At 34.5% G+C, this 24,191-nt stretch carries 24 protein-coding genes and 1 pseudogene; 22 read left to right on the top strand and 3 right to left on the bottom strand.

What is annotated here, in order from left to right; all coding sequences use genetic code 11:
* The first annotated feature begins 22 nt into the window (after positions 1-22).
* The 13 genes from ACJMLO_RS06210 to argH all read left to right on the top strand — a co-directional run bounded on the left by ACJMLO_RS06210 (position 23) and on the right by argH (position 8,085).
* A complete protein-coding gene (locus ACJMLO_RS06210; protein WP_042692817.1) occupies positions 23-229 on the top strand; it encodes a 30S ribosomal protein S28e in 207 nt (68 codons plus the stop codon).
* A gap of 14 nt (positions 230-243) precedes the next feature.
* Complete coding sequence (locus ACJMLO_RS06215) at positions 244-405, top strand: 50S ribosomal protein L24e (RefSeq protein WP_292886237.1); 162 nt, start codon at positions 244-246, stop codon at positions 403-405.
* Complete coding sequence (gene ndk, locus ACJMLO_RS06220) at positions 402-854, top strand: nucleoside-diphosphate kinase (RefSeq protein ID WP_405294982.1); 453 nt, start codon at positions 402-404, stop codon at positions 852-854. Before ACJMLO_RS06215 ends, ndk begins: the two co-directional genes overlap by 4 nt.
* A gap of 38 nt (positions 855-892) precedes the next feature.
* Positions 893-2,683, top strand: a complete 1,791-nt coding sequence (infB, locus tag ACJMLO_RS06225; protein WP_405294984.1) for a translation initiation factor IF-2 — start codon at positions 893-895, stop codon at positions 2,681-2,683.
* Between the two features lie 34 nt (positions 2,684-2,717).
* Positions 2,718-3,101 carry a 30S ribosomal protein S6e gene (locus ACJMLO_RS06230; RefSeq protein ID WP_405294986.1) on the top strand — a complete coding sequence of 128 codons (384 nt, stop codon included), beginning with the start codon at positions 2,718-2,720 and terminating at the stop codon, positions 3,099-3,101.
* A 60-nt stretch (positions 3,102-3,161) separates the two neighbouring features.
* The gene (locus ACJMLO_RS06235; RefSeq protein WP_405294988.1) at positions 3,162-4,376 is read left to right on the top strand and encodes a translation initiation factor IF-2 subunit gamma; all 1,215 of its coding nucleotides are present in this window, start codon (positions 3,162-3,164) and stop codon (positions 4,374-4,376) included.
* 9 nt (positions 4,377-4,385) lie between these two features.
* Positions 4,386-4,778, top strand: coding sequence for a PIN domain-containing protein (locus tag ACJMLO_RS06240; RefSeq protein WP_405294990.1), 393 nt, complete (start codon positions 4,386-4,388; stop codon positions 4,776-4,778).
* Between the two features lie 36 nt (positions 4,779-4,814).
* Positions 4,815-5,393 carry a DNA-directed RNA polymerase gene (locus tag ACJMLO_RS06245; RefSeq protein ID WP_405294991.1) on the top strand — a complete coding sequence of 193 codons (579 nt, stop codon included), beginning with the start codon at positions 4,815-4,817 and terminating at the stop codon, positions 5,391-5,393.
* A gap of 2 nt (positions 5,394-5,395) precedes the next feature.
* The gene (gene spt4 / locus ACJMLO_RS06250; RefSeq protein WP_292804505.1) at positions 5,396-5,572 is read left to right on the top strand and encodes a transcription elongation factor subunit Spt4; all 177 of its coding nucleotides are present in this window, start codon (positions 5,396-5,398) and stop codon (positions 5,570-5,572) included.
* 11 nt (positions 5,573-5,583) lie between these two features.
* Positions 5,584-6,099 carry a GTP-dependent dephospho-CoA kinase family protein gene (locus ACJMLO_RS06255; RefSeq protein WP_405294994.1) on the top strand — a complete coding sequence of 172 codons (516 nt, stop codon included), beginning with the start codon at positions 5,584-5,586 and terminating at the stop codon, positions 6,097-6,099.
* Between the two features lie 9 nt (positions 6,100-6,108).
* Positions 6,109-6,432, top strand: coding sequence for a 30S ribosomal protein S24e (locus ACJMLO_RS06260; RefSeq protein ID WP_405294996.1), 324 nt, complete (start codon positions 6,109-6,111; stop codon positions 6,430-6,432).
* A 9-nt stretch (positions 6,433-6,441) separates the two neighbouring features.
* A complete protein-coding gene (locus ACJMLO_RS06265; RefSeq protein WP_292747322.1) occupies positions 6,442-6,594 on the top strand; it encodes a 30S ribosomal protein S27ae in 153 nt (50 codons plus the stop codon).
* Positions 6,595-6,663: 69 nt separating this feature from the next.
* Positions 6,664-8,085 carry an argininosuccinate lyase gene (gene argH, locus ACJMLO_RS06270; RefSeq protein ID WP_405294998.1) on the top strand — a complete coding sequence of 474 codons (1,422 nt, stop codon included), beginning with the start codon at positions 6,664-6,666 and terminating at the stop codon, positions 8,083-8,085.
* Positions 8,086-8,289: 204 nt separating this feature from the next.
* Here argH and ACJMLO_RS06275 read toward each other — a convergent pair whose 3' ends face one another.
* Positions 8,290-9,303: an ATPase gene (locus ACJMLO_RS06275; RefSeq protein ID WP_405295000.1), complete on the bottom strand. Its 1,014-nt coding sequence runs from the start codon at positions 9,301-9,303 to the stop codon at positions 8,290-8,292.
* 99 nt (positions 9,304-9,402) lie between these two features.
* Here ACJMLO_RS06275 and ACJMLO_RS06280 point away from each other — a divergent pair, with 99 nt between their 5' ends.
* The 3 genes from ACJMLO_RS06280 (at position 9,403) to ACJMLO_RS06290 (ending at position 12,459) form a co-directional block, all read left to right on the top strand.
* Complete coding sequence (locus ACJMLO_RS06280; RefSeq protein WP_405295002.1) at positions 9,403-10,551, top strand: aldo/keto reductase; 1,149 nt, start codon at positions 9,403-9,405, stop codon at positions 10,549-10,551.
* Positions 10,552-10,610: 59 nt separating this feature from the next.
* Complete coding sequence (locus ACJMLO_RS06285) at positions 10,611-11,897, top strand: O-acetylhomoserine aminocarboxypropyltransferase/cysteine synthase family protein (RefSeq protein ID WP_405295004.1); 1,287 nt, start codon at positions 10,611-10,613, stop codon at positions 11,895-11,897.
* Between the two features lie 76 nt (positions 11,898-11,973).
* Positions 11,974-12,459: a hypothetical protein gene (locus ACJMLO_RS06290; protein WP_405295006.1), complete on the top strand. Its 486-nt coding sequence runs from the start codon at positions 11,974-11,976 to the stop codon at positions 12,457-12,459.
* Positions 12,460-12,538: 79 nt separating this feature from the next.
* Here the strand turns inward: ACJMLO_RS06290 and ACJMLO_RS06295 are convergent, their stop codons facing one another.
* A complete protein-coding gene (locus ACJMLO_RS06295) occupies positions 12,539-13,111 on the bottom strand; it encodes a YqhA family protein (RefSeq protein WP_405295008.1) in 573 nt (190 codons plus the stop codon).
* 232 nt (positions 13,112-13,343) lie between these two features.
* On the opposite strand from ACJMLO_RS06295, the gene ACJMLO_RS06300 reads away from it, so the two are divergent.
* From ACJMLO_RS06300 to ACJMLO_RS06325, 6 genes are all read left to right on the top strand, one after another.
* Positions 13,344-14,138 (top strand): FHA domain-containing protein, encoded by a 795-nt coding sequence (locus ACJMLO_RS06300; protein WP_405295011.1) that lies wholly within the window; start codon positions 13,344-13,346, stop codon positions 14,136-14,138.
* A gap of 31 nt (positions 14,139-14,169) precedes the next feature.
* Positions 14,170-17,682 (top strand): Hsp70 family protein, encoded by a 3,513-nt coding sequence (locus ACJMLO_RS06305; RefSeq protein ID WP_405295013.1) that lies wholly within the window; start codon positions 14,170-14,172, stop codon positions 17,680-17,682.
* A 58-nt stretch (positions 17,683-17,740) separates the two neighbouring features.
* Positions 17,741-17,872: a hypothetical protein gene (locus ACJMLO_RS06310; protein WP_405295015.1), complete on the top strand. Its 132-nt coding sequence runs from the start codon at positions 17,741-17,743 to the stop codon at positions 17,870-17,872.
* Positions 17,873-17,985: 113 nt separating this feature from the next.
* Positions 17,986-20,241: a RyR domain-containing protein gene (locus ACJMLO_RS06315; protein WP_405295017.1), complete on the top strand. Its 2,256-nt coding sequence runs from the start codon at positions 17,986-17,988 to the stop codon at positions 20,239-20,241.
* 116 nt (positions 20,242-20,357) lie between these two features.
* Positions 20,358-22,850 carry a RyR domain-containing protein gene (locus ACJMLO_RS06320; RefSeq protein ID WP_405295019.1) on the top strand — a complete coding sequence of 831 codons (2,493 nt, stop codon included), beginning with the start codon at positions 20,358-20,360 and terminating at the stop codon, positions 22,848-22,850.
* Positions 22,851-23,088: 238 nt separating this feature from the next.
* Positions 23,089-23,895 carry a tetratricopeptide repeat protein gene (locus ACJMLO_RS06325; RefSeq protein WP_405295021.1) on the top strand — a complete coding sequence of 269 codons (807 nt, stop codon included), beginning with the start codon at positions 23,089-23,091 and terminating at the stop codon, positions 23,893-23,895.
* A gap of 9 nt (positions 23,896-23,904) precedes the next feature.
* Here the strand turns inward: ACJMLO_RS06325 and ACJMLO_RS06330 are convergent.
* Positions 23,905-24,191 (bottom strand): annotated as a pseudogene (locus ACJMLO_RS06330) (ABC transporter ATP-binding protein); the annotation flags it as partial.

Here is a 24,191-nt window from a genome sequence, read left to right on the forward strand (position 1 = left end):
AAGGATTTTTACGGTGATTTAAATGGAAGAAGGAACTCCTGCTGAAGTCATTGAAGTTTTAAAAAGAACTGGTATGACTGGTGAGGTAATGCAAATTAAATGCAGAATCCTCGATGGTAGAGATAAAGGAAGAATTTTAACAAGAAACATTATGGGTCCTGTAAGAGAAGGCGACATTTTAATGTTACTTGATACTATTAGAGAAGCTAAAGAAATTAGAACTCCTTAAGAAGGTGTAAAAGCATGAGAACTTGTTCATTCTGTAATAAAGAAATAGAAGAAGGTACAGGAAAAATGTACGTTAAAAGAGACGGTTCAATTTATTTCTTTTGTAGCAGCAAATGCGAAAAAAATATGATTAAACTCGGAAGAGTTCCAAGAAAAGTTAAATGGGTTAAACAATGATTCAAAAAAGTTTTGTTATGATGAAACCAGACGCTGTTCAAAGACGTCTCATGGGTAAAATATTATCTCGTTTTGAAGAAAAAGGTCTTCAAATCGTTGCATGTAAATTAATTCACATTGATGAAGATTTAGCAAAAACTCATTATGGAGAACACGCTGAAAAACCATTTTTCCCAAGTTTAGTTGAGTATATTACTTCTTCACCATCCCTTGCAATGGTAATTCAAGGAGAAGAAGCTATTACTACTATCAGGAAAATTGTTGGTGCAACCAATCCTTTAGAAGCAGATCTTGGAACTATTAGAGGAGACTTTGGTATGGATACCGGTAGAAACATTATTCATGCTTCAGATGCTCCTGAATCTGCAGAAAGAGAAATTGGCCTTTTCTTTAATGAAGATGAAATTTGCGATTATCAGATAGTCGATAACGATTTAATTTATGAATAAATTTAGAGTTTAAAAATTTTATTATTAAAGAAGATATTATGAAAATCAGATCCCCAATTGTATCAGTTTTAGGGCATGTAGACCATGGAAAAACTACATTGTTAGATTACATTAGAGGAAGTACCATTGCTGATAGAGAAGCAGGAGGTATTACACAACATATTGGTGCTACAGAAATCCCAAACGATACCATTGAAGAAATCTGTGGGAATTTTATATCCAAATTAACTATCAAAGATTTAATTCCAGGATTATTCTTTATTGATACTCCAGGGCATGCCGCATTTACCAGTTTAAGAAAACGTGGTGGATCTTTAGCTGATTTAGCTATTTTAATTGTTGATATTAATGATGGTTTTAAACCACAAACATATGAGGCATTGAATATTCTTAAAATGTATAAAACTCCATTTATTGTTGTTGCAAACAAGATAGATATGTTATTCGGTTGGGAAACACATGAAGGAGTTTCCTTTAAAGAATCTTTCAATCAGCAAGCTGCAAGTGTACAGCAAAATCTCGACACTAAAATTTATGAGATTGTAGGTACACTTCACAAGGAGGGCTTCCAGTCTGAAAGATTTGACAGGGTAACAAATTTTGCTTCACAGATAAGTATCATTCCAATTAGTGCTAAATCCGGTGAAGGCATCATTGAGGTTTTAGCAATGCTTTTAGGACTTGCCCAACAGTACTTGACAGAGCAGCTTGAGATTAATGAAGATGCTCCGGCCAAGGGTACAGTATTGGAAATCAAGGAAGAAGTTGGCCTGGGTCTTACTATTGATAGTATTATTTATGATGGTGTTTTGCGAACTAATGATGAAATCGCTTTAATGACCTCTTCAAATGAGGTTTTAACAACTAAAATCCGATCTATTCTAAGACCGCTTCCACTTGAGGAAATGAGAGATTCTAAAAAGAAATTCCAAAAATTTGATGAAGTGGTTGCAGCTGCAGGTATTAAGATAGCTGCCCCTAATTTAGATGATGTCGTTTCAGGCTCTCCGCTTAGGGTATTAAGTGAAAACGAAAATGTGGAAGAGGAGCTCTTGAAAGAAATTGAGGACATCACTATCAGTACTGAAGATGAAGGTGTTTTAGTTAAAGCGGATACATTAGGTTCTCTTGAAGCTATTGTAAAATTGCTTAGAGAATTGGATATCCCTATTCGTGAAGCAGATATCGGTGATGTAAATCGTAGAGATATTATTAATTCATCAATTGCATTAAATGAAGATGATGCACATGGAGCAATTATTGCATTTAATGTTAATGTTAATCCTAATTCAGTTGAGGATTTGGAAAATTCTGATATAAAACTCTTTCAGGGCGATGTAATCTATCAGATTATTGAAGATTACGAAGCATGGATTGATGAAATGGAACAAGCTAAAAAGAAAGCGTTTTACGATGCCATTATCAAGCCTGCAAAATTCATGTCATTGCCTAAACTCGTTTTCCGTCAAAGCAAACCGGCTATTATTGGAATCGAATCCATTAGCGGTACAATCAAACAAGGTCAAACATTAATTAATAAAAATGGCGAATATGTTGGTGTAATAGCAAGTATGGAAGATAAAGGTGAAACATTGCCTTCCATCCCTAGAGGTCAAAGGGTTGCTATGGCTATTAAAGATGCTATTGTTGGAAAGCATTTCGATGAAGGGGACGAATTATATGTTGATGTTCCTGAAAAACATTATAAGTTCATTGAAAGAGAGTTCAAAGAAAAATTAACAGAAGATGAATTTGAAACTTTATATGAGTTTTTAGAAATCAAACGTAAACAAGATCCAGATTGGGGTAAATTTGGTCTTTTTGAATAATAAATTATTGTTATAAAAATTATGGAGGAATACCATGGCATTCAAAATTGTTGTGTCTCAAAAAGCTGAAACTCATCAAATGGAAGTCGAAGATACTAAAGCTTTAAACGGTTTAGTTATCGGGGATGAATTTGATGGTGCTATCGTTGGTTTAGATGGTTACACATTAAAAATTACTGGTGGTAGTGATAAAAATGGTTTTACCATGAAAAAAGATGTTTCTGGTACTAGAAGAATAAAAAGTTTATTAACTGGTGGTACCGGTTATCATCCTAAAGCAGATGGTGTAAAAAGAAGAAAAACCGTAAGAGGAAACACTATTGCTGATGATATTGTACAAATCAACACTGTAGTTACTGAAGCTGGAAGCAAATCAATAGCTGAAATTCTTGGTGCTGGTGAAGAAGAGGAAGAATAGTTCTACTATTTTCCTTATTAACTTTATGTTGAATTAAAATTATAAAAAAGGTGGTTATCTGTGAACGTACAGTCAGATGTTAACATAGGTTTGGTTGGTCATGTAGACCATGGTAAGACTACTCTTACTAAAGCATTATCAGGTGTTTGGACTGATACTCACAGTGAAGAAACAAAAAGAGGTATTTCAATTCGTTTAGGTTATGCAGACATTGAATTTAGAAAATGTCCTGAGTGCGATGAACCTGAATGTTACACTACTTCTGAAAAATGTGAAAACTGTGGTAGCGAAACCGAATTGATAAGAAAAGTATCATTTGTTGATGCTCCAGGTCACGAAACTCTTATGGCAACTATGTTATCTGGTGCTGCAATTATGGATGGTGCAGTGTTAGTTATTGCTGCAAATGAGTCTTGTCCACAACCACAAACTAAAGAGCATCTTATGGCACTTGATGTAATCGGTGTTAAAGATGTTATCGTAGTTCAAAATAAAATTGACATTGTTTCAAAAGAAAGAGCTATTGAAAGTTATAATGAAATAAAGGAATTTGTTAAAGGTACTTGTGCTGAAGATGCTTTAATAATACCAGTATCTGCTCAACAAGGCGCTAACATGGATATATTAATTGAAGCTATGCTTAAGCAAATTCAACCTCCTGAAAGGAATGTTGATGATTCTGCTTTAATGCATGTTGCAAGATCATTTGATATTAACAAGCCAGGTTCAGGCGCTGACAAGATTAAAGGCGGTGTTATTGGTGGTACATTAGTCCAAGGAACTTTCAAACTTGGCGATACCATTGAAATTAGACCTGGCCCTACCAATAATGGTAAAAGGGTTACATTAAAATCAGAAATTATAGGTCTTGAAGCTAATGGTAAGCAAGTTGATGAAATAGGTCCAGGAGGTCTTGTTGGTATTGCAACCAAATTGGATCCATCTCTAACCAAATCAGATTCATTGTCTGGAACCGTTGCAGGTGAAGAGGATTCTTTACCTGAAGTGTTGGACAGTTTCACAATGGAAGCCAATTTACTTGATCGTGTTGTAGGTACTAAAGAAGAAAGAGATGTGGCTCCAATAAAGATTAAAGAGCCATTAATGATTAATTGCGGTACTACAACTACCATTGGTGTTGTAACTTCTGCAAAGAAAAATGACGTTGATGTCACTCTTAAATTACCTGTCTGTGCAAGTCCGGGTGATAGAGTCGCTTTAAGTCGTAGAGTCGGTGCTCGTTGGAGATTAATCGGTTACGGTATTATTAAGTAGAGGTAAATAATGAACTCTAAAGAAGTTGTGATTGATACCAATTTTTTTATGGTTCCTTTTCAGTTCAATGTTGATATAATCGATGAACTTGAAAATTCATTACCTTCTTATAAATTAACTACTCCAAGCTTTGTTATCAATGAATTGAAGGGTTTAAAAAATAATAATAAAGGAAAGATAAGGCAAAATGCAAATTTGGCCTTAAAGTTAGCTAATTCTTCAAAAGTTGAAATAAAGGATATTTCATTACTTGAAAATGAAACTGTGGATGATGCGTTACTTAGAGTTTCAGAAGTTTTAGCTACAAACGATATTGAATTAAAAAATCGTGCAAAAAATAAAGGAATAACGGTCGTATATCTGAGGCAAAAAAGATATATTGCTGTTGATGGTAATATATAATATTAATTAAACTTATTAAAAAAATGAGGGATTATTTTGTATTATAAAACAAAAATTAAGGATACTGTAAGAATACCACCTTACAGATTTGAAAGTCCTCTCGAAGAGGTTGCTATTCAGACTTTAAACGAAACCTATGAAGGTCGTTTAGATAAAAAACTTGGTTTACTTATTTGTGTTAATGCAATAGATGAAATTAAGGAAGGAAGACTCATTATGGGTGACGGTGCTTCATATCATAATGTAACTTTCGAAGCAATTTTCTTTAAACCAGAGCAACATGAAATCTTTAATGGTGAAGTGATTGATATTGTTGATTACGGTGCTTTTGTAAGAATCGGAGCTATGGATGGTTTAATCCACGTTTCTCAAGTTACTGATGATTATATCAATTATGATGCTAAAAGAGGAGCTTTAATAGCAAAAGAATCTAATAAAACTTTAGATGTTGGCGATTTAGTTAGAGCTCGTGCAGTTAGTGTTTCTATTAAGGACGAGTCTACCAATAATATTGACAATAGTAGGAATTCTAAGATTCCTCTTACTATGAGGCAAAACAATTTAGGTAGATTCGAATGGATTGAAGAAGCAAAACAAAAAAGTAAGAAGGCTTAATCATGAAAGCGTGTACAGTTTGTAAAATGATTTCAAGTAAAGATCATTGTCCTAGTTGTGGGAATCCTACCTCCGATAACTGGAGCGGTCTTTTAATAATAACTGATCCTGAAGAGTCTAAAATTGCTCGTGAATTGAATATTGAAATTCCAGGCGAATATTGTTTAAGAGTAAGATAGAGGGGTTTTTGGTGTTACGTTTAGATGCAGAATTAAATAAAGATATAATAGCCGAGCTTAAAAAGCCTTTAGGTAAATTATATCCTGACTTTGAAGATGCTATTGATGAAATTAAATCTTCTGAGTTTTTAATTTCTGTTGGTGATGCAACTTTTGCCAATCTTACCAAATACAAATTATATCCTAATATAGGTATAATAGATAATCTAATTCAAAGAAAAAATCATACTCATGAAATTATACGTGCAAATCATATTCTGAAAGTTGATAATCCTGCCGGAACTATTACTGATGATCTATGGGAAACCATAGGCGAAGCTCTTCGATTATCTGACAGTGGCGAATGTTATGTAATTGAGGTGGCAGGGGAAGAAGATCTTGCAGTTCTTCCTTGCATCTTAATGGCAAATCCGGAAACTACCATTTTATATGGTCAGCCTAATGAAGGATTAGTGCTTTTGAAAGCTTGTGATTTGACAAATAAAGCTCAAATGCTTATTGACGGATTTATTGAAATAAACGAATGAGGTTTTATCATGGAAATTGAATTTATTGAAGAAAAAGAAAATAAATTATTTAACAGAAAAGAAATTAAATTTTATGTTGATTATGATGGAGAAGCAACTCCTAAAGTGTTAGACATTAAATCAAAATTAGTTGCTTTATTAGACACTAAAAAAGATTTAATCGTTGTTGACAATGTACAACCACACTACGGCGAACCTAAAGCATTAGGTTATGCTAAAGTTTATGGAACTGTTGATGATTTAGCTTACATCGAAACCGAACATGTAATCGCTAAAAATGCTGAACCTGAAGAAGAACCTGCGGATGAAGAAGAAGCAGAAGCAGAAGAATAGGTGATTTTAATGGTAAAAAAATCTGATTTATACGAAGTAGATGGAGACAAAATTGTAAGAAAAAACCAAATTTGTCCTCGTTGTGGTGAAGGTGTATTCATGGCTGACCATGGTGACAGAGTTGCTTGTGGTAAATGCGGATACACTGAAATGAAAAAATAGATTTATTATAAATCTTCATTTCTTTTTTTATTATTTTTTATTTTTAATTATTTTTAAGAAGGGATTTTCTTGGATAATATTAGAAATGGTCGTTTTAAGACTGGAATGACTGATGAAGCAGCTGAATACACTTCATCTTTTGATGCTGACAAATATCTTTTTGAAGCAGATATTAAAACTAATTTTGCACACACTTCAATGTTGAAACATGAGGGCATCATTGACGGCGAAATTGCCGATAAAATTTTATGCGCTCTTGATAATCTTAAAGAGGAAGGTTTTGATGCATTGGTATTTGACCCCTCTGTTGAAGATGTTCATATGGCTATTGAGAATTATGTGACCTCTAAAATAGGTCCTGAAGCCGGTTTTATGCATACTGCAAAATCACGTAATGATCAGGTTGCCTGTGATGTCAGGCTGGTTTTACGTGAAATGATTGAGGAAATTCAGATTGGCATTTTGGAATTTATTGAGGGTCTTGTTGAAATGGCTGGAGAACACCTTGAAGATGTGTTCATCGGTTTTACCCACCTGCAGCATGCTCAGCCAATTACGATTGCTCATCATTTGATGGCTCATGTTCAGGCATTAAAAAGGGATTATGAACGTTTGGCAGATACATATAAACGTGTCAATTTGAATCCTTTGGGTTCTGCTGCAATGGCCACAACCAGTTTTCCAATCAACAGGCAGTTAACCACCGATTTGCTCGGTTTTGATGCATACTTGGAAAACTCTATGGATGGCGTATCAGCAAGGGATTTTATTTCTGAAACAGTCTTTGACCTGGTGGCGCTTTCATCAACACTTGCCAAAATCTGTGAAGAGCTGGTATTGTGGAGCACTTATGAATTTGGCGTTATTGAAATGGCCGATGAGTATTCATCAACTTCTTCTATTATGCCTCAAAAGAAAAACCCTGATGTGGCTGAACTTGCAAGAGGAAAAACCAGCATCGCTACCGGTGAGCTGATGACCATATTGACTATCCTTAAGGCCATTCCTTATACTTACAATAGGGATTTGCAGGAAATCACTCCTCACTTGTGGAATGCGGTAAATGTTACTCGTGACACATTGTCCATCGTAACCAAAATGATGCTGTCCGTTGAGTTTAAGGTTGACAGGTGCGCTGAACTTGCAGGCAAGAACTTTGCCACTGCAACTGATCTTGCAGACATTATGGTTCGTGAAAAGTCCATTCCTTTCAGAACTGCTCACAAGATTGTCGGAAGGATTGTCAACGAAGCAACTGCCAATGATATGGCAGAGGAAGACATTACATCCCAATTCATTGATGACATTGCAGTGGAGTTAGGATTTGATGAATTGAATCTCAATGATGATTTGATTCAAAGGGCTTTAAATCCTCGTGAAAATGTCAGGATTAGGGCTGTTCCGGGCGGTCCTGCACCGGAAATGGTTGAAGTTGCTCGAGATAACATTAAAAATTTCTTGAATGAAGAGTTTGAGAAAAAGGGAATTTAACTATCCCTATATTTTTTCTTTTGAAATTATTTAGGCATACCTAAACTTTAAATACTTTGTCAGACAATATACTATTGCTGATATACTTTTTGATAATTCAGTATGATTGATGGTTTGACATTAGTGGAAACTTATTGTTTGTTACTCAACGATTAAATAAGTATAGCTCAGCTTCCATTATTGTCATTTTCTATTAATCATATCTTATTTTGTCTTATAAAAACTCCAAATTAGGTCAAGAGCCTCGCCGGGTTCAAGTGCACCTGAACGGGTTTCTCTAAGTATTCGTTGGATGGAAAATTTCTTCATATGGGGGAACTTTCTGTGAACCTCATAAAGAAGCGGACAGCCGAATCCCTTAAATGTCATTAAATCATAGTTTTTGATTAAGGATTTTATCTCTTGTTTGCCAACACTTAAACTTGCCGGAAGGTTCAGTCGATATAATGAATCCTCCTGTAAATTTATGCATTGGCTGCCAGTTGCAAGCATATCACCAAAGATAATTATTGGAATTTTGTTATCTTTTGCATATTTTTTGACTAGCTCTCCGGTGCTTTTGGAACATCTTCCGCAAGGGTGGACGCTGCCGGCAAATGATTCGGAAATAACCTCTGAATAGTCTGCCGCTATATATTCATGATTAATCTCAAGGGTTTCAGTAACCAATTTGATATTTTTCTTAAATTGGTTAGGCAGAATGATAGTTCCCGGATCAACCGTAACGGCAACAGGATTGAAACCTAACTTTTTAGCCAAAATAAGCGAAAAGCTACTGTCAACGCCGCCGGATAGTGCAACAACAGCTTCAGTCTTTTCAGATTCTTCAAATGAATTTTCACTAAAATATGCATCAAAATTAAAGCTGTAAATGTTGTCAAGTTTATTGGCAATAGTAAATTCCAGGTTTCTAAGTCCAACCAAATCCAAATCGAGATTATGGATAGTTTTTTTGGATAATTTCAACTTATAGTTCTTGTTTAAAAAGTCCCCATAGCTTTCAACATGTATGCTATTGAGGCCTAATTTTTCACGTAGTTTCCCGACTACCCATCCACCCTTTCCAATAATGGCTGATTTGTCGGGTCGGTCTTCGGTAATAATCCACAGTTCATTATTTTCAAAGTAAATTTCCTCAATGGAAATATTTACTTTGTCATGGCCGATTTCCTCCCTTATGAGGTTTACTTCACTTAAAATAAATTCTTTGGTGTACATTATACATCTAATATTAATTTTTGTTTTTTTTAGTATAAATGATTAATCAAAGAAAATTTTAAGAATTATTTTGACAAATATAATGGTGAGGGAATTTAGATGAAATATAGAAAATTGGGCAGTACAGGAATTGAAGTATCTGAAATAGCATTCGGAGCTGAATTTTTGGTTGAGAGGCCTTATGAAGATACTGAAGAATTAATAAGGGCATGTGAAGAAAATGGAATTAACTTTGTTGACTGCTGGATGAGTGAACCGGATGTGCGCTCACATTTGGGCCGTGCAATCAGGGACAATCGTGAAAATTGGGTTATTCAGGGCCACATAGGATCAACATGGCAGAACAATCAGTATGTAAGAACACGTGAAATGGATAAGGTAATTCCGGCATTTGAAGATTTTATGGAACGTTTTCAAATAGATACGCTTGATTTCGGCATGATACATTATGTCGACCAGATTGAGGATTATAATGAAATAATGGAAGGGCCATTCATCGAATATGTTCGCAAGCTAAAGGAGGAAGGGACAATCGCCCACATCGGACTGAGTACACACAATCCGGACATTGGAATCCTTGCGGCTGAAAACCCTGAAATTGAACTTCTGATGTTTTCAATTAATCCTGCATTTGACTTATTCGGACCCATGGATGATATTGAGGAATATCGAAAAGACAATGCATATGATAACGATTTGTCAGGCTTAAATCCCCTCAGGGCTGAAATTTATGAAACATGCCAGGCAAATGGTACAGCACTGACAGTAATGAAGGGATTTGCCGGAGGCAATCTATTGTCAGATGAAACTTCGCCCTTTGGAGTTGGCCTAACGCCGATTCAATGCATTCATTATGCACTGGAGCAGAAAGGAGTATCAAGCATATTTGTCGGTGTAAAAACTGTTGCTGAGCTGATGGAATCCTTGAAATATTGTGATGCAACCGATGCAGAAAAGGATTATGCGGAAGTACTGAAAAATGCTCCAAAACATTCATTTGAAGGGCAATGCACCTACTGCGGGCACTGTGCTCCATGCACTTCAGAAATTGATATTGCAATGGTCAATAAACTGTTTGATTTGGCAAAAAATCATGATGAGGTTCCTGCAAGTATTCAGGAGCATTATAATAATCTAAAATTCAATGCAACTGATTGTATTGCATGTGGAGACTGTGAACCAAGATGTCCGTTTAATGTCCATATTGTGGATGTAATGCTTGATGCACAGGATTTATTCGGGTTTTAGGAAAAAAAATATCTGATAATTTAATATAAATCATATAACAAATACTTTAAGTGATTATTATGGCGTATGAAATTAAAAACAAAAAAAATATATCAACAATTGGTGTACATGCGGGTCAGGAAGAGGTAGATGAAACCGGTTCAAGGGTAACACCGATTTACCAGACAACTTCTTATGTATTCAACAATCCGGAACAGGCTGCAAACAGATTTGCACTTAAAGAGGGAGGAAACATTTACACAAGATTAACAAACCCAACAACAGATGCATTTGAAAAGAGAATGGCTGCAATCGAAGGAGGTTCTGCGGCTTATGCTACCGCTTCAGGAATGTCAGCAATATTTTATGCAATAATCAACCTGACTCAGGTCGGAGACAATATCGTATCTGCGGATAATCTGTATGGTGGAACCTATGAGCTTTTTGAAAATACTCTCGAAGAGTTGGGTCGAAGCGTTAGATTTGTAGACTCACAGTCTCCCGAAGAGTTTGAAGCGGCAATTGATGATAGGACAAAAGCGATTTATGTTGAATCAATCGGAAATCCAAAATTGGATATTCCTGACTTTGATAAGATATCTGAAATTGCACATTCTCATGGCATCCCGTTGATTGCTGACAATACTGTAGGTATAGGTTCAGTTCGTCCGTTTGACCATGGTGCGGATATCATTTCATCATCTGCAACCAAATACATTGGAGGTCATGGAACCACTTTAGGTGGAATAATCATTGAAAAAGGTGACTTTGACTGGATGAACGGAAAATTCCCGACATTGTCAGAGCCTGATGAGACATATAATGGTCTGGTATTCGGTGAAACCTTTAGGGGTGTTGCATTTACAACAAGAATAAGGGCAGTTGTCGGAAGGGATACCGGTGCAGTGCCGTCTCCATTCGGATCATTTTTGCTGTTGCAGGGCCTTGAAACATTAGGCTTAAGAATTGAAAGGCATGCAGAAAATGCTATGGCAGTTGCAAAACACCTTGAAGCTCATCCAAAAGTGGCTTGGGTAACCTATTCCGGTTTGGAGTCTTCACCAAATCATGAAGTGGCAAAAAAATATGCTGAAAAGGGTTATGGTGGAATCGTTTCATTTGGACTTAAGGCAGGTTATGACGGCGCCTTGAAATTCATTGAAAATGTAGAATTGTTGTCTCTGCTTGCAAACATTGGAGATGCAAAATCTCTTGTAATACATCCGGCATCAACCACTCATTCTCAATTGTCTAAAGAGCAGCAGTTGTCTACTGGTGTGACTCCTGATTTGATTAGATTTTCAGTTGGTATTGAAGATATTGAAGATATTTTGGCTGATGTGGACCAGGCTTTAGATAAAATTTAATTATTTTGTCTAATCCCTTTTCAATAAGAAAAGATATTTTAACCTTCAAAACAAATATAACAATATTGGTGATAGAATGGATTTTGATGAAAGGCGTATAGATTTGGTTAAAACTTCTATTCAAAATGTAAATTCCGGTCAAAAAATCATTTCAAAGGTATTGGATAACAAGGTACATGTTCACTGGCCAAAGGAAGATGAATATTTGGGAAATGAATCCATTTTGGATCATTTGACCTGTGATGATGCTAATTGGGCTTATGATGAAGGCGGACAAATTGTTGTAGAGCGTGAAATACCTGGAGATGGGCAAATTTCTAACAAATCCAGTGATGATGTGAAAAAAGAGGAAGTTACTGTTGTCAAGCTCAAGGTGCATACCAGAAAGGATGAGGCATCATTGGTTGATTTGGCTTTAAATCATCCGGAACCTCATGTGAGAATTGCAGCTATTAAAAAAATTGAAAACAGCAATGTTCTAACCAATATAATTGTCAATGATGAAGATAAAACTGTTAAACAGGCCGGTTTGGATAGATTAAGTGAACTGTTCGTTGAATAGGTCTTAACTCATTGATTTTTCGTGAAGCTTATCAAGTTTCAAACTTTTTTTAAAAATAGAGGAATAAGAGTTTCAACTCTTATTCGTTTTCAGATTCAGAAAATGTTTCCTGTTTAAGGGCATGCCTTTTTGTGGAAAGTATTTCCATGCAGGCAAATGCGAATCCGGTCACTACAAAGGTTAAATGAAGAATCACTCTCCAAAATTCAGTGGTAGGATCAATTGACGGAGCATTTAAAAAGTCCTGCAACAATTCAATTAGGGAAATTGCCACAACAGAACCGATGATTTTAAGTTTGAGTCCTGAAAAGTCTAAATGACCCATCCATGATGGTCTGTCAACATGTTCTTCGGCAACGCCAATTTTTGATATGAAATTTTCATAACCTGAAAAAGCAACGATTAAAACCAAATTGGCAACCAGTGTCAAGTCCAATAGTTCCAAAACACGCATTATCCATTCATTATAGGTCAATGTTTGCATAACAGAAACAAAATCTGCCACTTCGAATACAAATCTGATTAAAATCAGTATCAGAACAAAAATTAGTAGGAAGTACATTGGGGATAATAACCAACGGCTTACAAAAAGGATTTTCTCATTATAATTTTCGATTTTATCCAATATGTCATTAAGTGAAATTTTTCTCACCTCATTAATTTAATTTTATAGATTTGATTGTTAAAATAATTTTTTAATTTTTTATGTGATAATGCATTGATTTTAAGTTTGAGTAAAGTTTTTTCTTTAGACAAGTTAAATATTATCAAAGTATAAACATATCATTAAAGTCAGTTTGCGAATTGAACGAAAGATTAGTTAAATTAGCTGAAATAAATTATTTATATTTGTTAATTCATATAGTTAATTAACGGGGTTTATCATGAATGATTTAAAAACAGTGATTTTAGATGCCTATGATTCAGATATGTTATCTATTAAATTGGCTGCGATAAACAATAAAGTCAGATTTTCGATATTGGAAATTTTAAGAGATTTTGAAAAGATAAATAAGGCCGAGGATGGTTCATTTAAAAAGGAACCATTATATTCTCGTGAAATCAATTTAATACTTTTAAATAACTACAATATAAATATCACTACTCAAATGTTGGGTCAACACTTCAAACAGCTTGTTGAAGCGGATCTGGTTGAAGAGGTTGTTGTAAAAAAAGAGGTGCCCAATAAAATCGGTCGCAGAAGTGTTAAGGCATATGTATTAAAGGAATGTGCCTTTGAAAGTCTGTTTTTGGATGTCAGTTTCCTGTCTGATGAGCTCCTTACGTTTTTTGATTTATACAAATCAAATCAAAGATTTTCTGATGGTGAGCATTGTGTTTTAACTATTTTCAACGGCGTTGACAAAGGTAAAACATTTAAGGTTCACAAACAGGAAAAGGTTTTAATTGGAAGAAAAGCTAATTTCAATGCTAATGACTTGTCTTCATCTACTATACTTTTAGACAATAGCTATTCAACGGTTTCAAATGTTTCCAAACCCCATTTGAAATTATTCTTTAAGGATGATGGATGGTATATTTTGGATAGCGGAAGCACTAATGGAACATACATTGGAGATATAAAGGTTCCAACTGGAGTCGAAACAAAACTTAAGGCAAATTCATTCTTAAAATTATCTAAAGGTAATGGTGGAGCGGTTATTTATTGTTCATTTTAATTAGATTTTTTCAAATCTAATTGGTGGTTTCGTGGACTTTGATGATGCAAAATACTTAATTGAAGAATTTTTCAATGGTAAGTTCGAAGTTAAAAAATTTCTTGGAGAAGGGTCATTTGCAAAGGTGTATTTGGTAAACCATAACTACTTAGATATCTTAATGGCCATGAAAATCATCAAAGAGCCCTTAAGTGCCGCCACCAACAAAAAAGATATTTTTCGAGAAGTTACTCTAGCTTGTCAATTGAGGCATGAGAACATAATCAGCATTTATGATGCTGCAGAGATATCCGATTTTGAAGATGGGAAAAGTCATGCTTATTTTGTAATGGAATATGTTTCTGGAGGGGATTTGGAGAGATATTTAAATTCATTCAGCGAGAACAACATATTCATGCCAATAGAACGGTGTTTGGATATAATCAGACAAATTTTAAGTGGTCTGAATACTTTGCATTCTGCAAATCCTCCTATTGTTCATCGGGATTTGAAACCGCATAATGTTTTGGTTAGTTTTAATGATTTTGGGAATATAATTATTAAGATTTCAGATTTTGGATTTGCAAAGGAGATTACAACCAAAGTTTCCGACATTGATATTGCAGGTACAAGACCTTATATGGCTCCGGAACTATTTGAAAAGTCGGTGTCAACGAGAAGTGACATATATGCTGTTGGAGTCATTTTCTATCAGTTGTTGACAAATCATTTCCCCTATGATGTTGAAGGATATTCCAATTCCGAGTTAATGGATTTAAAACCATGGAGCAAAGAGCTAAAGGCTCCAAGCCACTATAATGGCCAGGTATTTGACGAGTTGGATAAAATTGTGTTGAAGTGCCTTGATGCCAATCCATCTAACAGATACGGGGATGCAGATGACCTTTTGAGGGATGTTCAAAAAGCGATGGATAAATATAAATCTAAACGGATCGTATCTGAAATCAGCCTCGACAATGACTATCATGATGATTATCATGAATATATTGTCAATGATTCAATAAAAAAAGCTTTTCAACTCGCTAAATGTGAGAATAGGCTTGGTGAAGCTATTGAAATATTGGAAAATGAGGTATTGGCTGATTATGACATTCGAAAGTGCTATTCCGAAACTCTTAGAATATGGAAATCCAAAAGGCCCGATTTGAAATTAATTTCTAAGGCATTCACTATCAATCTTAAGGGAAATAATTATGACCTGTCATGCAGCTTACTAAAAGAGGCAATTGCTTACAATCCTTCCATTGGAAATAAATATCGTCATTATTTAGATTTGTGGGAAATTTTCATTGATTTGCAAAAGCATGGAAGTTTATTTAAGGCAGTCGTTTTGCTTGAAAACTTAATGGATTCAAGCAGTGAAATAAAACAGATTTATAAAGATATAATTCCAGTACTTAAAACATATTCGGTTGAAGACATTGTCCCGGAGGCAATTCGTCTGGTCAATTCAAACAATTTGTCTGCCGGAGCAAATCTGATGGAATTTGCGGTTGTTCTTAATTCCCAAATCAGGGACAGATATGCATACGGAATGTCATTGTGGAAGCAGAATATGAAGATGCATTTCAGGGCTTCAAATGAAATCAAGGAAAATACTATTGATTATGCAATCGATTTAGGAACAACGGATTCATTAATATCTTATTTTAATAAGGGAAAACCCATAATTATTAAAAATCATGTTACTGGAGATCTGTTTACTCCTTCTGCTGTTTTAATAGAGGGAGATGATGTGGAAGTGGGTGCAAATGCAAAAGAGGCCATCTTGGAAAACAATCCCAATGCGGTATGTGAATTTAAACATGAAATGGGATTTTCCATTCCATTCAATTTTGAAAAATCATCAAGGGTAATGTTTCCCGAAGACCTTTCGGCAGAGGTTTTAAAAGATTTGAGAGTTTCGGTTCATGATGAGATGGGAATAAATATTGAACATGCTGTAATCTGTGTTCCTGCAAATTCAAATCCTATTAAAACAAGGGCGGTTAATGAGGCAGCTAAACTTGCAGGATTCAAATCACATGGGCTTATTTTAGAGCCTATTGCAGTTTCTCTTGCATATGATCTTAAAAAGAAAAATGGAATATGGATGATTTATGATTTGGGTGGGGGAACATTCAATGTTACTTTAATCCGGGAAAATGATGGCGAAATCGAAAAGGTTGCAACCGATGGGCTGGAAAATCTGGGAGGAAATGCGTTTGACTGGAGGATTGTAAACGACTTATTTTCGCCCAAAATTGCTCATGATTTAAGTTTGGATGATTTAAGAAGGGACAATACAAAATACCTGAAAATATTCGCTCGACTAAAGAATGCTGCCGAAATTGCCAAAAAAGATTTGACAAATCATGATGAAGCGAAGATAGAAATTGGGGATATTTTTGAAGGATATGATTTCAGATACACTTTAACCAGAGAGGAATTTGCACACATCATTGAACCGCTGATTAAATGCACTTTCAAGTTATCAAGAAATCTTCTCGATAAAAACATGCTGTCTGAAGGTGATATTGACAGGATCATTCTTGTTGGAGGCTCATCACTAAGTCCAGTTGTCCAGGACATGATTTTGAAAGAATTTGATATTGAAATTGAATCCAGCATAAATCCATTAACAGTCGTATCAAAAGGTGCGGCCATTTATGCGGGAAGCCTTGAAAAACCTCCAGTGGAAGTCCGAAGAAAACCTCTGTCCGTACTTATAAATAATGAAAATGGTGAAATTAAAGGCAGGGTATTTTCACAAGATTTATCATATTCCTTTTTGGGTTATTCCATAGAATTTATAAACCGTGAATCCTCATTAAAATTTCCTTTAAAAATTGATGGTTCATTCAAATTTAAATCTGGTAAAAATGATTATGAAATAAATGTTTACAATGAAGATGAAATGGTCAAACTTGATGAAAAATCACCTCATGTATTAAAGGGGCAGAATATTTTCATACCTTACTTCAATGAGTATTTTTCCCTGAAAGATGAATTAATTTTCAATGATTTGATTAGCCGCTACAATAATGCTCTTAAGGATATTGAATATCTGTGCGAATTCTTGAAATTTAATGAAACTGAACTTCAGCGGTATATTGAAAGTTTACTTGAAATAGCTAGAAGAGACAGTATCGCTTTAAATCATGCTGATATTTATATTGGCCATTTAGAAAGTACTGTAAACGATGCAAAAAGGAATTTGAGATTTTCGATTCTCATGGAAAATGTTTTAAATAAAATAGAACTCATTGAAGATGAGGCACTGTTTGAAATCGGAAGCGTTGCAGAAATTGAAGAAAGCAAAAATTTGGAGGAATTGGAAGGATTTTACCGGGATATTGTTGAAAAATATGTCTTGTTAAATAAAAATGAGGTTATAATTGAATGCTTTTACAACTTAAAGTATGGGGGCATATTTACTAATAATAAAAAACATTTTGAGGAGTTGGTGGATAAAGCGCATGATGCCATAAGCAATCATGATTACAGGAGTCTATTTAATATTGTAAATTTATTATATGAGCTGGACGAACGCACGGATAAATAAAAATCTTTGTTCTGTTTAAATCGGACATTATTATAAACTAACTAATGGTGGTTATCTCATGAAAAAGCAAAATTCAGTAAATGGGACAGTAATACTGAAAAAAGATTCTTCAGATGGTTTTTTGGATTTTAACTATCCTGGAGAGCTTTCTGAAGTGTTGAGAATACTAAATAAAATAATGAATGAATAGGTGTAATTCTATGGAGGATTTAATTGTTGGTGTAAAACTTCCTGTGAAGTAAGCAAACTAATTGGAAATAATTTTATATTTTAAATAGTATACAATTTATTAAAGGTGTTCTTATGGGTGACAGTAATTTAAAGAAATATATTGATGATTTTTTTGATAATTTGGAGTTATATGATGATAAACACAATGGTCATTATTATAAAGGGCTTTTAAAAGCAGGAATTGATGTATTTTTAGAAACTGAAAATACATATAATGCATATGAAATCTATCAGACATTTTTCATGATTTATCAAATCACTGCGGAAAATAAATCCGATAAGGTAACCGAAAACAGTGCAGTTAACGAGCCGAACACATTATTGGACCTGGTTAAGATAATGAAAAAATATGAGGAAAATACTGGGGACTTAATTGAAAAGCAAAGGGATCACTTCATTCATTCAGTTAATGTATTTCTGTTAGGTTTGGCGATTTACTCTCAAAATAAAAGTTACCGTGATGCATTTGAGACATATATACTCAATACTCCTTATAAAAAATATTACAGAATCAATAAAAAATTGTCTCACGAAGAGTTCTTGTACCGCTGGGGTGTGGCGTCACTCTTCCATGATATAGGATATCCCGTTGAAATTATCGGAAAGCAACTTAACAAATTCATAAATGATGGGGTAAAGTCCATTTCAAGTTCATACAGTGCAGATACTGCAATAGACTTTAAGGATTTCAATGAATTCAATACCATTATGAAGATAGAGCCCGATTTTGCAGATAATTATACTGCACAATATCCTAAGGCAAAATTCCTGAATTTATTTAAACCTACAGACATTATGGCCCATAAGATAGCTACGGATTTTTCAGGCGTTGACGTCAACATGGTGGTAAAGCATTTGGATGATTTTGTAAACATCATGGGAGACAACGGATTTATCGACCATGGATTTTTCTCAGCGATACTCGTTTTGAATTCCTATGGTTATTTAATTCAAAAATATGCCAAAAACCATGATTTCTTCTTTTATCCTATTGTCGACAGTGCCACAGCAATCTTATTGCATAACTACTACAGAAATGTATTGCAAAAAGCACCTTTCAACTTAAAAGCGCTTCATCCATTACAAAGTCCCCTTGCATACTTGCTCATATTATGTGACGAACTTCAGGAATGGAACAGACAGCCTTTCGGCATTAAGGACAAAAAAAGAAGCCACGTAAATGACTTGAAGCTTGTGGTCGATGATTCCAAACTTGAAGTTGACTACATTGTCAAAAGCGGTTCGATGGGTCTTGGATTTTCCGAAGATAAACAGGAACTGCTTAAAAATGTTTTGTCAATTCCAAGTATTTTCGAAAGGAATTTCCTGATTTATACTGATGTAAAGCAGGACAGCAACATCATGAGAGAAATCGTTAAATCAGAAATCCAGTCCCCTAACACCTTGCTTAGAAATGTTGAAAAGTTGGCGCTTCAGATTCACGAGCAGTATATTGAAACCACTAAAGTTCAATTTGAGGCAAAAAAAGCCAAAGGCGAGGTTGATGAGGATGCCATAAGGGATTTCGAAGAGAAGACCAAACCGTTTAATGAGTTGTCTTCACATCTCAAGCTAGCAAATATCCGTCAGGCAAGGTCAATTCCTAAAAAGCTAAACATGATTGGCTGTGAGCTTGCAAGCAAATCAGATAAACGTGAGGCAATAACCGAATTTTCCCAAGAGGAAGTAATTGACTTGGCTATTTTCGAACATGATGAATGGTGTGAGGAAAAAATAGGTCAGGGTTGGACCTATGGGGAAGTGAGAGATGATTCCCAATTGATACATGACTGTCTGGTGCCTTGGGATGATTTGACACCTGAAATCCAGCAGTATGATATCGATCCTGTTAAAAACATCCCGGGTCTTGTTGAGTCTATAGGACTGAAAATCGTCAGAAGTAAAATCAGAATGCTTACCGTTGAGATGCATAAGTTCTACCAATCAAAAGAGGAAGGAACCAAGGACTTTGATGATTTGCCTGAGTATATTAAATATTCAAACTACAAGCAGGCGGATTTCTTGGTTAAAATATTGGCCGAACTTGGATATGATGTGGTTGACGTTCAGTCACCCGGTGAGGCAATTGAATATTTCGATGAGGATTCCCTTGAATATCTGGCCAAAAGAGAACATAATGCATGGTATAAGCTTAAAGTCAATTTAGGTTGGAAATTTGGTTCTGTTCGTGATGATGCCAAAAAATTAAATCCTAATGTCGTTGAATGGGAAGAACTGGACATAACAAAAAGGGATTCTAACAAAAGAACATTTAGAAATCTTCCGCAAATGTGCAACAATGTCGATTTAAAAATTGTCAAGAGCTAATCGACATTTTTATATTTTTTTCACCAGTTATGTAAAATATTTATTACATAATATGTTAACCTTATTTAATGGTGTTGATATATCTATAATTAATATGGATTATAGGTGTTATTAATATGGCTCAGGAAAGCACACAGGTTGAAAATCGAAATCGGGATTCTAATTTAAGTCATTATATTACTAATTTTTTTGACATGGTTGAATTGTATGATGATAAAATCGAATTTAAGGATAATCATGGAAAAACCCATTTTCATGATTATAAAGGTCTTTTAAAAGCATCAATTGATGTTTTTTTAGAATATGAATCATCATATACAGCTTATGAAGTTTATGAAACATTTTTAATGATTTATCAAATCACTCCAGAGGACAAAAGTGAAGTTGATGAAAACAGTCCTAAAATTCTCATAAGTGAACCAAATAATCTTCTTGATTTGGTCAATATCATGAGAAAATATGAAAAAAACACAGGCGATTTAATAGACAGGCAAAGGGATCATTTCATTCACTCCGTCAATGTATTCATTTTGGGTTTGGCGATTTATGCTCAAAATGAAAATTATCGCAGATTCTTTAAAAACTATATTGTGGGCAATAAAAACTATACAAAATATTTCAGGGATAAAAAGAACAACAACGAATTTTCCCATGAGGAATTTTTATATCGTTGGGGAATTGCAGCTCTGTTCCATGATATAGGTTATCCATTTGAGATTATTGGAAAACAATTAAATAAGGTTATTGATGAGACCGTTGAATCTATTTCCGTCAGTTATGATGTTAAGGCCAATATTGACTTTAGGGATTTCAATGAATTCAACTCCATTGTTAAATACTATCCATATGATTATGCAGATAACTTTAGAAACACCTATGGACGTACAAAGATTCTGGATCTGTTCAAACCTACAGACATTATGGCTCATAAGATTGCTTTGGACTTTAATCTTAATGATAATGAATTCAAACAGTTGGTTAAACATCTGAATGGATTTGTAAAAGACATGACTGCCAATGGCTTTATAGACCACGGATACTTCTCAGCCATTTTGTTATTGAATTCATATGGTAAACTGATTCAAAAGTATGCTAATAAAAATAATGATTTCTTCTTCTATCCTATCGTAGACAGTGCAACGGCTATTTTGCTACATAACTATTACAATAAAACTTTGCAGGATGAAGACAAACCATTCAATCTTGGAAAATTGGATCCGGAAGATTCCCCTATTTCATACCTTCTGATATTATGTGATGAACTTCAGGAGTGGAACAGGCGTCCTTACGGTATTTTGGATAAACAGAAAAATCATGTAAATGATTTTGAAGTTGAAATATCCGACAAATATTTCAATGTAACCTACATTTTAAAAAATGGGTCTATGGGTCTTGGCTTTGAAGAGGATAAGGAAAAGTTCATTAAAGATGTTTTAAATATTAGGAAAGTATTTTCCAGAAGTTTAACAATTAATCCCGAAGTTGTTTTAGATGATGTTCAAAGAGAAATCCTGATGGATAATATTCAATCTCCAGATGTGCTTTTGAGAAATATAGAGCGATTGGCTATAGAAGTTAATGAACAATACAATCAATCTCTCAAACAACAGCTAGAACAGGCCAAAAAGGATAATGATGATGAAAATATCAAAAAATATGAGGAAAAGATAGCTCGGGCATGTGATTTTGAAGATTTGCCTGCAAGCTTAAAAATGTCAAATATCCGTCAGGCAAAGTCCATTCCAAAAAAATTGAGCATGATTGGTTGTGAAATAGCTCATAAAACTGAAGAGGAAATGGCGGATACAAAAGATTGGGAAGTTAAAGTAAAGGAATTTGAAGACAAAATTGAAGACAATAGGCCTCCTATTGAAAAAGAAGAGGAATCCTTTGAGGATTTCAAAAAAAGGCAGGAACTGCTTGAACGGGATGGCAAGATTGTAAGGGTCATAAGATTTAGTTCAGACGATATTGATGATTTGGCCATTTATGAACATAGGGACTGGTGCAGGGAAAGAAGGGGTACCGGTTGGATTCATGATGAAGACAATGATGACAGAATCAATAAAGTCAATCCAAATCTGGTTAAATGGGAAGAGCTTGATGAACCGACTAAACAGTTTGATAGGGATGCCATCAGTAACATTCCAAAACTTTTGGATAAAATTGGCCTAAAAGTTATCAGAAGCCGCCTCAGGTCATTGACTTATAAGATGAATCAGTTTTATGAGACAGGTAAATTGGACAGCAATTCCAGTGGTGAAGAAGATTTTAAGAGTTTGGATAAACATATTCAGTTCTCTAATTTAAAACAGGCAGACCACTTAGTTAAAATATTAAAACATAAGGGATATGAATTGGTTTCTATAAATGATTCCGGCGATCCTATTGATGGTTTTTCAAAGGATGAAATAAATCACTTTGCTAAAATGATGCATGAAAGTTGGTATAAACTTAAACTCAATTTGGACCAGACTACAAGTAAAAATTTTGTTGAATGGGATAAGCTTAGGGAAGAGGTTAAGGAGGATAATAGGAATACCTTCAGATATCTTCCTGAAATGTGTAAGGATGAGTATGTTGGTTTGAAAATCGTTAAGAACGAATAGTTTACTTATTTGTTCTTCCTATTTTTTTAACCGAATAGCTCAACATCAATTAGTTGGGATTTAATGTGACTCGGCATCAATTATTTTAACACTTACCATCTCCACTTCTATTTTAATAATTCATATTTTCATTTTAGACACGTTGCTTATTTCAATCACAATGTTGTGCATGATGCATGTAGTCAAATCTTAAAAATTTAAAAAGAATGCATGATAAATAGATACATAAGTGATTATTATGTCTAAAGAATGGGAAGATATTAAGGTCAACAGACGAAAAGGGGATAAGGCAGTTTTTGAATCTCCATTGGTTCAATCAATATATGATAGAATTGGATATTTGCGAGAAGAGACTACCGATATACTAAGAGAAATGGATTCAACTGAATTCAAACAGCGCATTGACGAATTTGATATTGAGGAGTTTGGTGAAAATGCAATTGAGCAGTTTTCAGATATTGCATATGATTTGTCAAGCTTCAAGGATGAGGTCATTTCTAGAGAAGATGTCCCGGACATTTTGAAAAAAACTTCAAAAGATGCAAAAGTTGCTTTAAATCGTGATGAAATGTATTTAAGACAAGCAAAAAGAAAATTGGATAGATTTGATGAGGGGTTGGCAACTAACGGGTATGATTTAAATACTCGTGTTATTGGTCTTTGCGACAAGTCAATTTATTTAAATTCTGAAAATCACGAGGCATATTATCTAAAAGGGTTGGCGCTTATCAACTTAAAAAATTATGACGAAGCAATTGAAGAATTAATCAACTGTTTGGCTTTAAATGAAGAATATATTGATGCAAGATTGGCAATTGCAAAGGCAAATAGATTAAACAAGGATTATGAGGATGCAATAAGTGTATATGATTCTGTTTTAAGAATGGATGACGATTCATTTGAGGCCTTCAAAGGTAAAGCCTATACCTATTATGATTGGGAGAAATATGGAGAAGCCAGTAATTTCTTCAAAAAAGCAAATTCAATAGAATTTTTGGATGAGGAATCCCAAAAAATGTGGGATGAGTGTTTAGGATTTGATTAAATATTATTTCTACACATCATCTGATTGGGAATTCAGGGTATTGAAATAATATCCTTTTAGGGCCAATAGCTCTTCATGTGTTCCCTGTTCGATTATTTTGCCATTGTCAATGACAATTATCTTGTCGGCATTTTTAATTGTTGATAATCTATGGGCTATGATAAAGCTTGTACGATTTTCCATCACTTTGTCCATAGCCTTTTGAATCAATTTTTCAGTCATTGTATCAACGCTGGATGTTGCTTCATCTAAAATCATCACCTGCTTTTTGGATAAGATTGTTCTTGCAATTGTAA

Source organism: Methanobrevibacter sp., assembly GCF_045120835.1.
Taxonomy (GTDB): Archaea; Methanobacteriota; Methanobacteria; order Methanobacteriales; family Methanobacteriaceae; genus Methanocatella.

What these genes read in the sequence shown, in the direction of transcription:
- ACJMLO_RS06210 (WP_042692817.1), top strand. Translation starts at nt 23, where the DNA reads ATGGAAGAAGGAACTCCTGCTGAAGTCATTGAAGTTTTAAAAAGAACT.
- ACJMLO_RS06215 (WP_292886237.1), top strand. Translation starts at nt 244, where the DNA reads ATGAGAACTTGTTCATTCTGTAATAAAGAAATAGAAGAAGGTACAGGA.
- ndk (WP_405294982.1), top strand. Translation starts at nt 402, where the DNA reads ATGATTCAAAAAAGTTTTGTTATGATGAAACCAGACGCTGTTCAAAGA.
- infB (WP_405294984.1), top strand. Translation starts at nt 893, where the DNA reads ATGAAAATCAGATCCCCAATTGTATCAGTTTTAGGGCATGTAGACCAT.
- ACJMLO_RS06230 (WP_405294986.1), top strand. Translation starts at nt 2,718, where the DNA reads ATGGCATTCAAAATTGTTGTGTCTCAAAAAGCTGAAACTCATCAAATG.
- ACJMLO_RS06240 (WP_405294990.1), top strand. Translation starts at nt 4,386, where the DNA reads ATGAACTCTAAAGAAGTTGTGATTGATACCAATTTTTTTATGGTTCCT.
- spt4 (WP_292804505.1), top strand. Translation starts at nt 5,396, where the DNA reads ATGAAAGCGTGTACAGTTTGTAAAATGATTTCAAGTAAAGATCATTGT.
- ACJMLO_RS06260 (WP_405294996.1), top strand. Translation starts at nt 6,109, where the DNA reads ATGGAAATTGAATTTATTGAAGAAAAAGAAAATAAATTATTTAACAGA.
- ACJMLO_RS06265 (WP_292747322.1), top strand. Translation starts at nt 6,442, where the DNA reads ATGGTAAAAAAATCTGATTTATACGAAGTAGATGGAGACAAAATTGTA.
- ACJMLO_RS06275 (WP_405295000.1), bottom strand. Translation starts at nt 9,303, where the DNA reads ATGTACACCAAAGAATTTATTTTAAGTGAAGTAAACCTCATAAGGGAG.
- ACJMLO_RS06280 (WP_405295002.1), top strand. Translation starts at nt 9,403, where the DNA reads ATGAAATATAGAAAATTGGGCAGTACAGGAATTGAAGTATCTGAAATA.
- ACJMLO_RS06285 (WP_405295004.1), top strand. Translation starts at nt 10,611, where the DNA reads ATGGCGTATGAAATTAAAAACAAAAAAAATATATCAACAATTGGTGTA.
- ACJMLO_RS06290 (WP_405295006.1), top strand. Translation starts at nt 11,974, where the DNA reads ATGGATTTTGATGAAAGGCGTATAGATTTGGTTAAAACTTCTATTCAA.
- ACJMLO_RS06300 (WP_405295011.1), top strand. Translation starts at nt 13,344, where the DNA reads ATGAATGATTTAAAAACAGTGATTTTAGATGCCTATGATTCAGATATG.
- ACJMLO_RS06310 (WP_405295015.1), top strand. Translation starts at nt 17,741, where the DNA reads ATGAAAAAGCAAAATTCAGTAAATGGGACAGTAATACTGAAAAAAGAT.
- ACJMLO_RS06315 (WP_405295017.1), top strand. Translation starts at nt 17,986, where the DNA reads ATGGGTGACAGTAATTTAAAGAAATATATTGATGATTTTTTTGATAAT.
- ACJMLO_RS06320 (WP_405295019.1), top strand. Translation starts at nt 20,358, where the DNA reads ATGGCTCAGGAAAGCACACAGGTTGAAAATCGAAATCGGGATTCTAAT.
- ACJMLO_RS06325 (WP_405295021.1), top strand. Translation starts at nt 23,089, where the DNA reads ATGTCTAAAGAATGGGAAGATATTAAGGTCAACAGACGAAAAGGGGAT.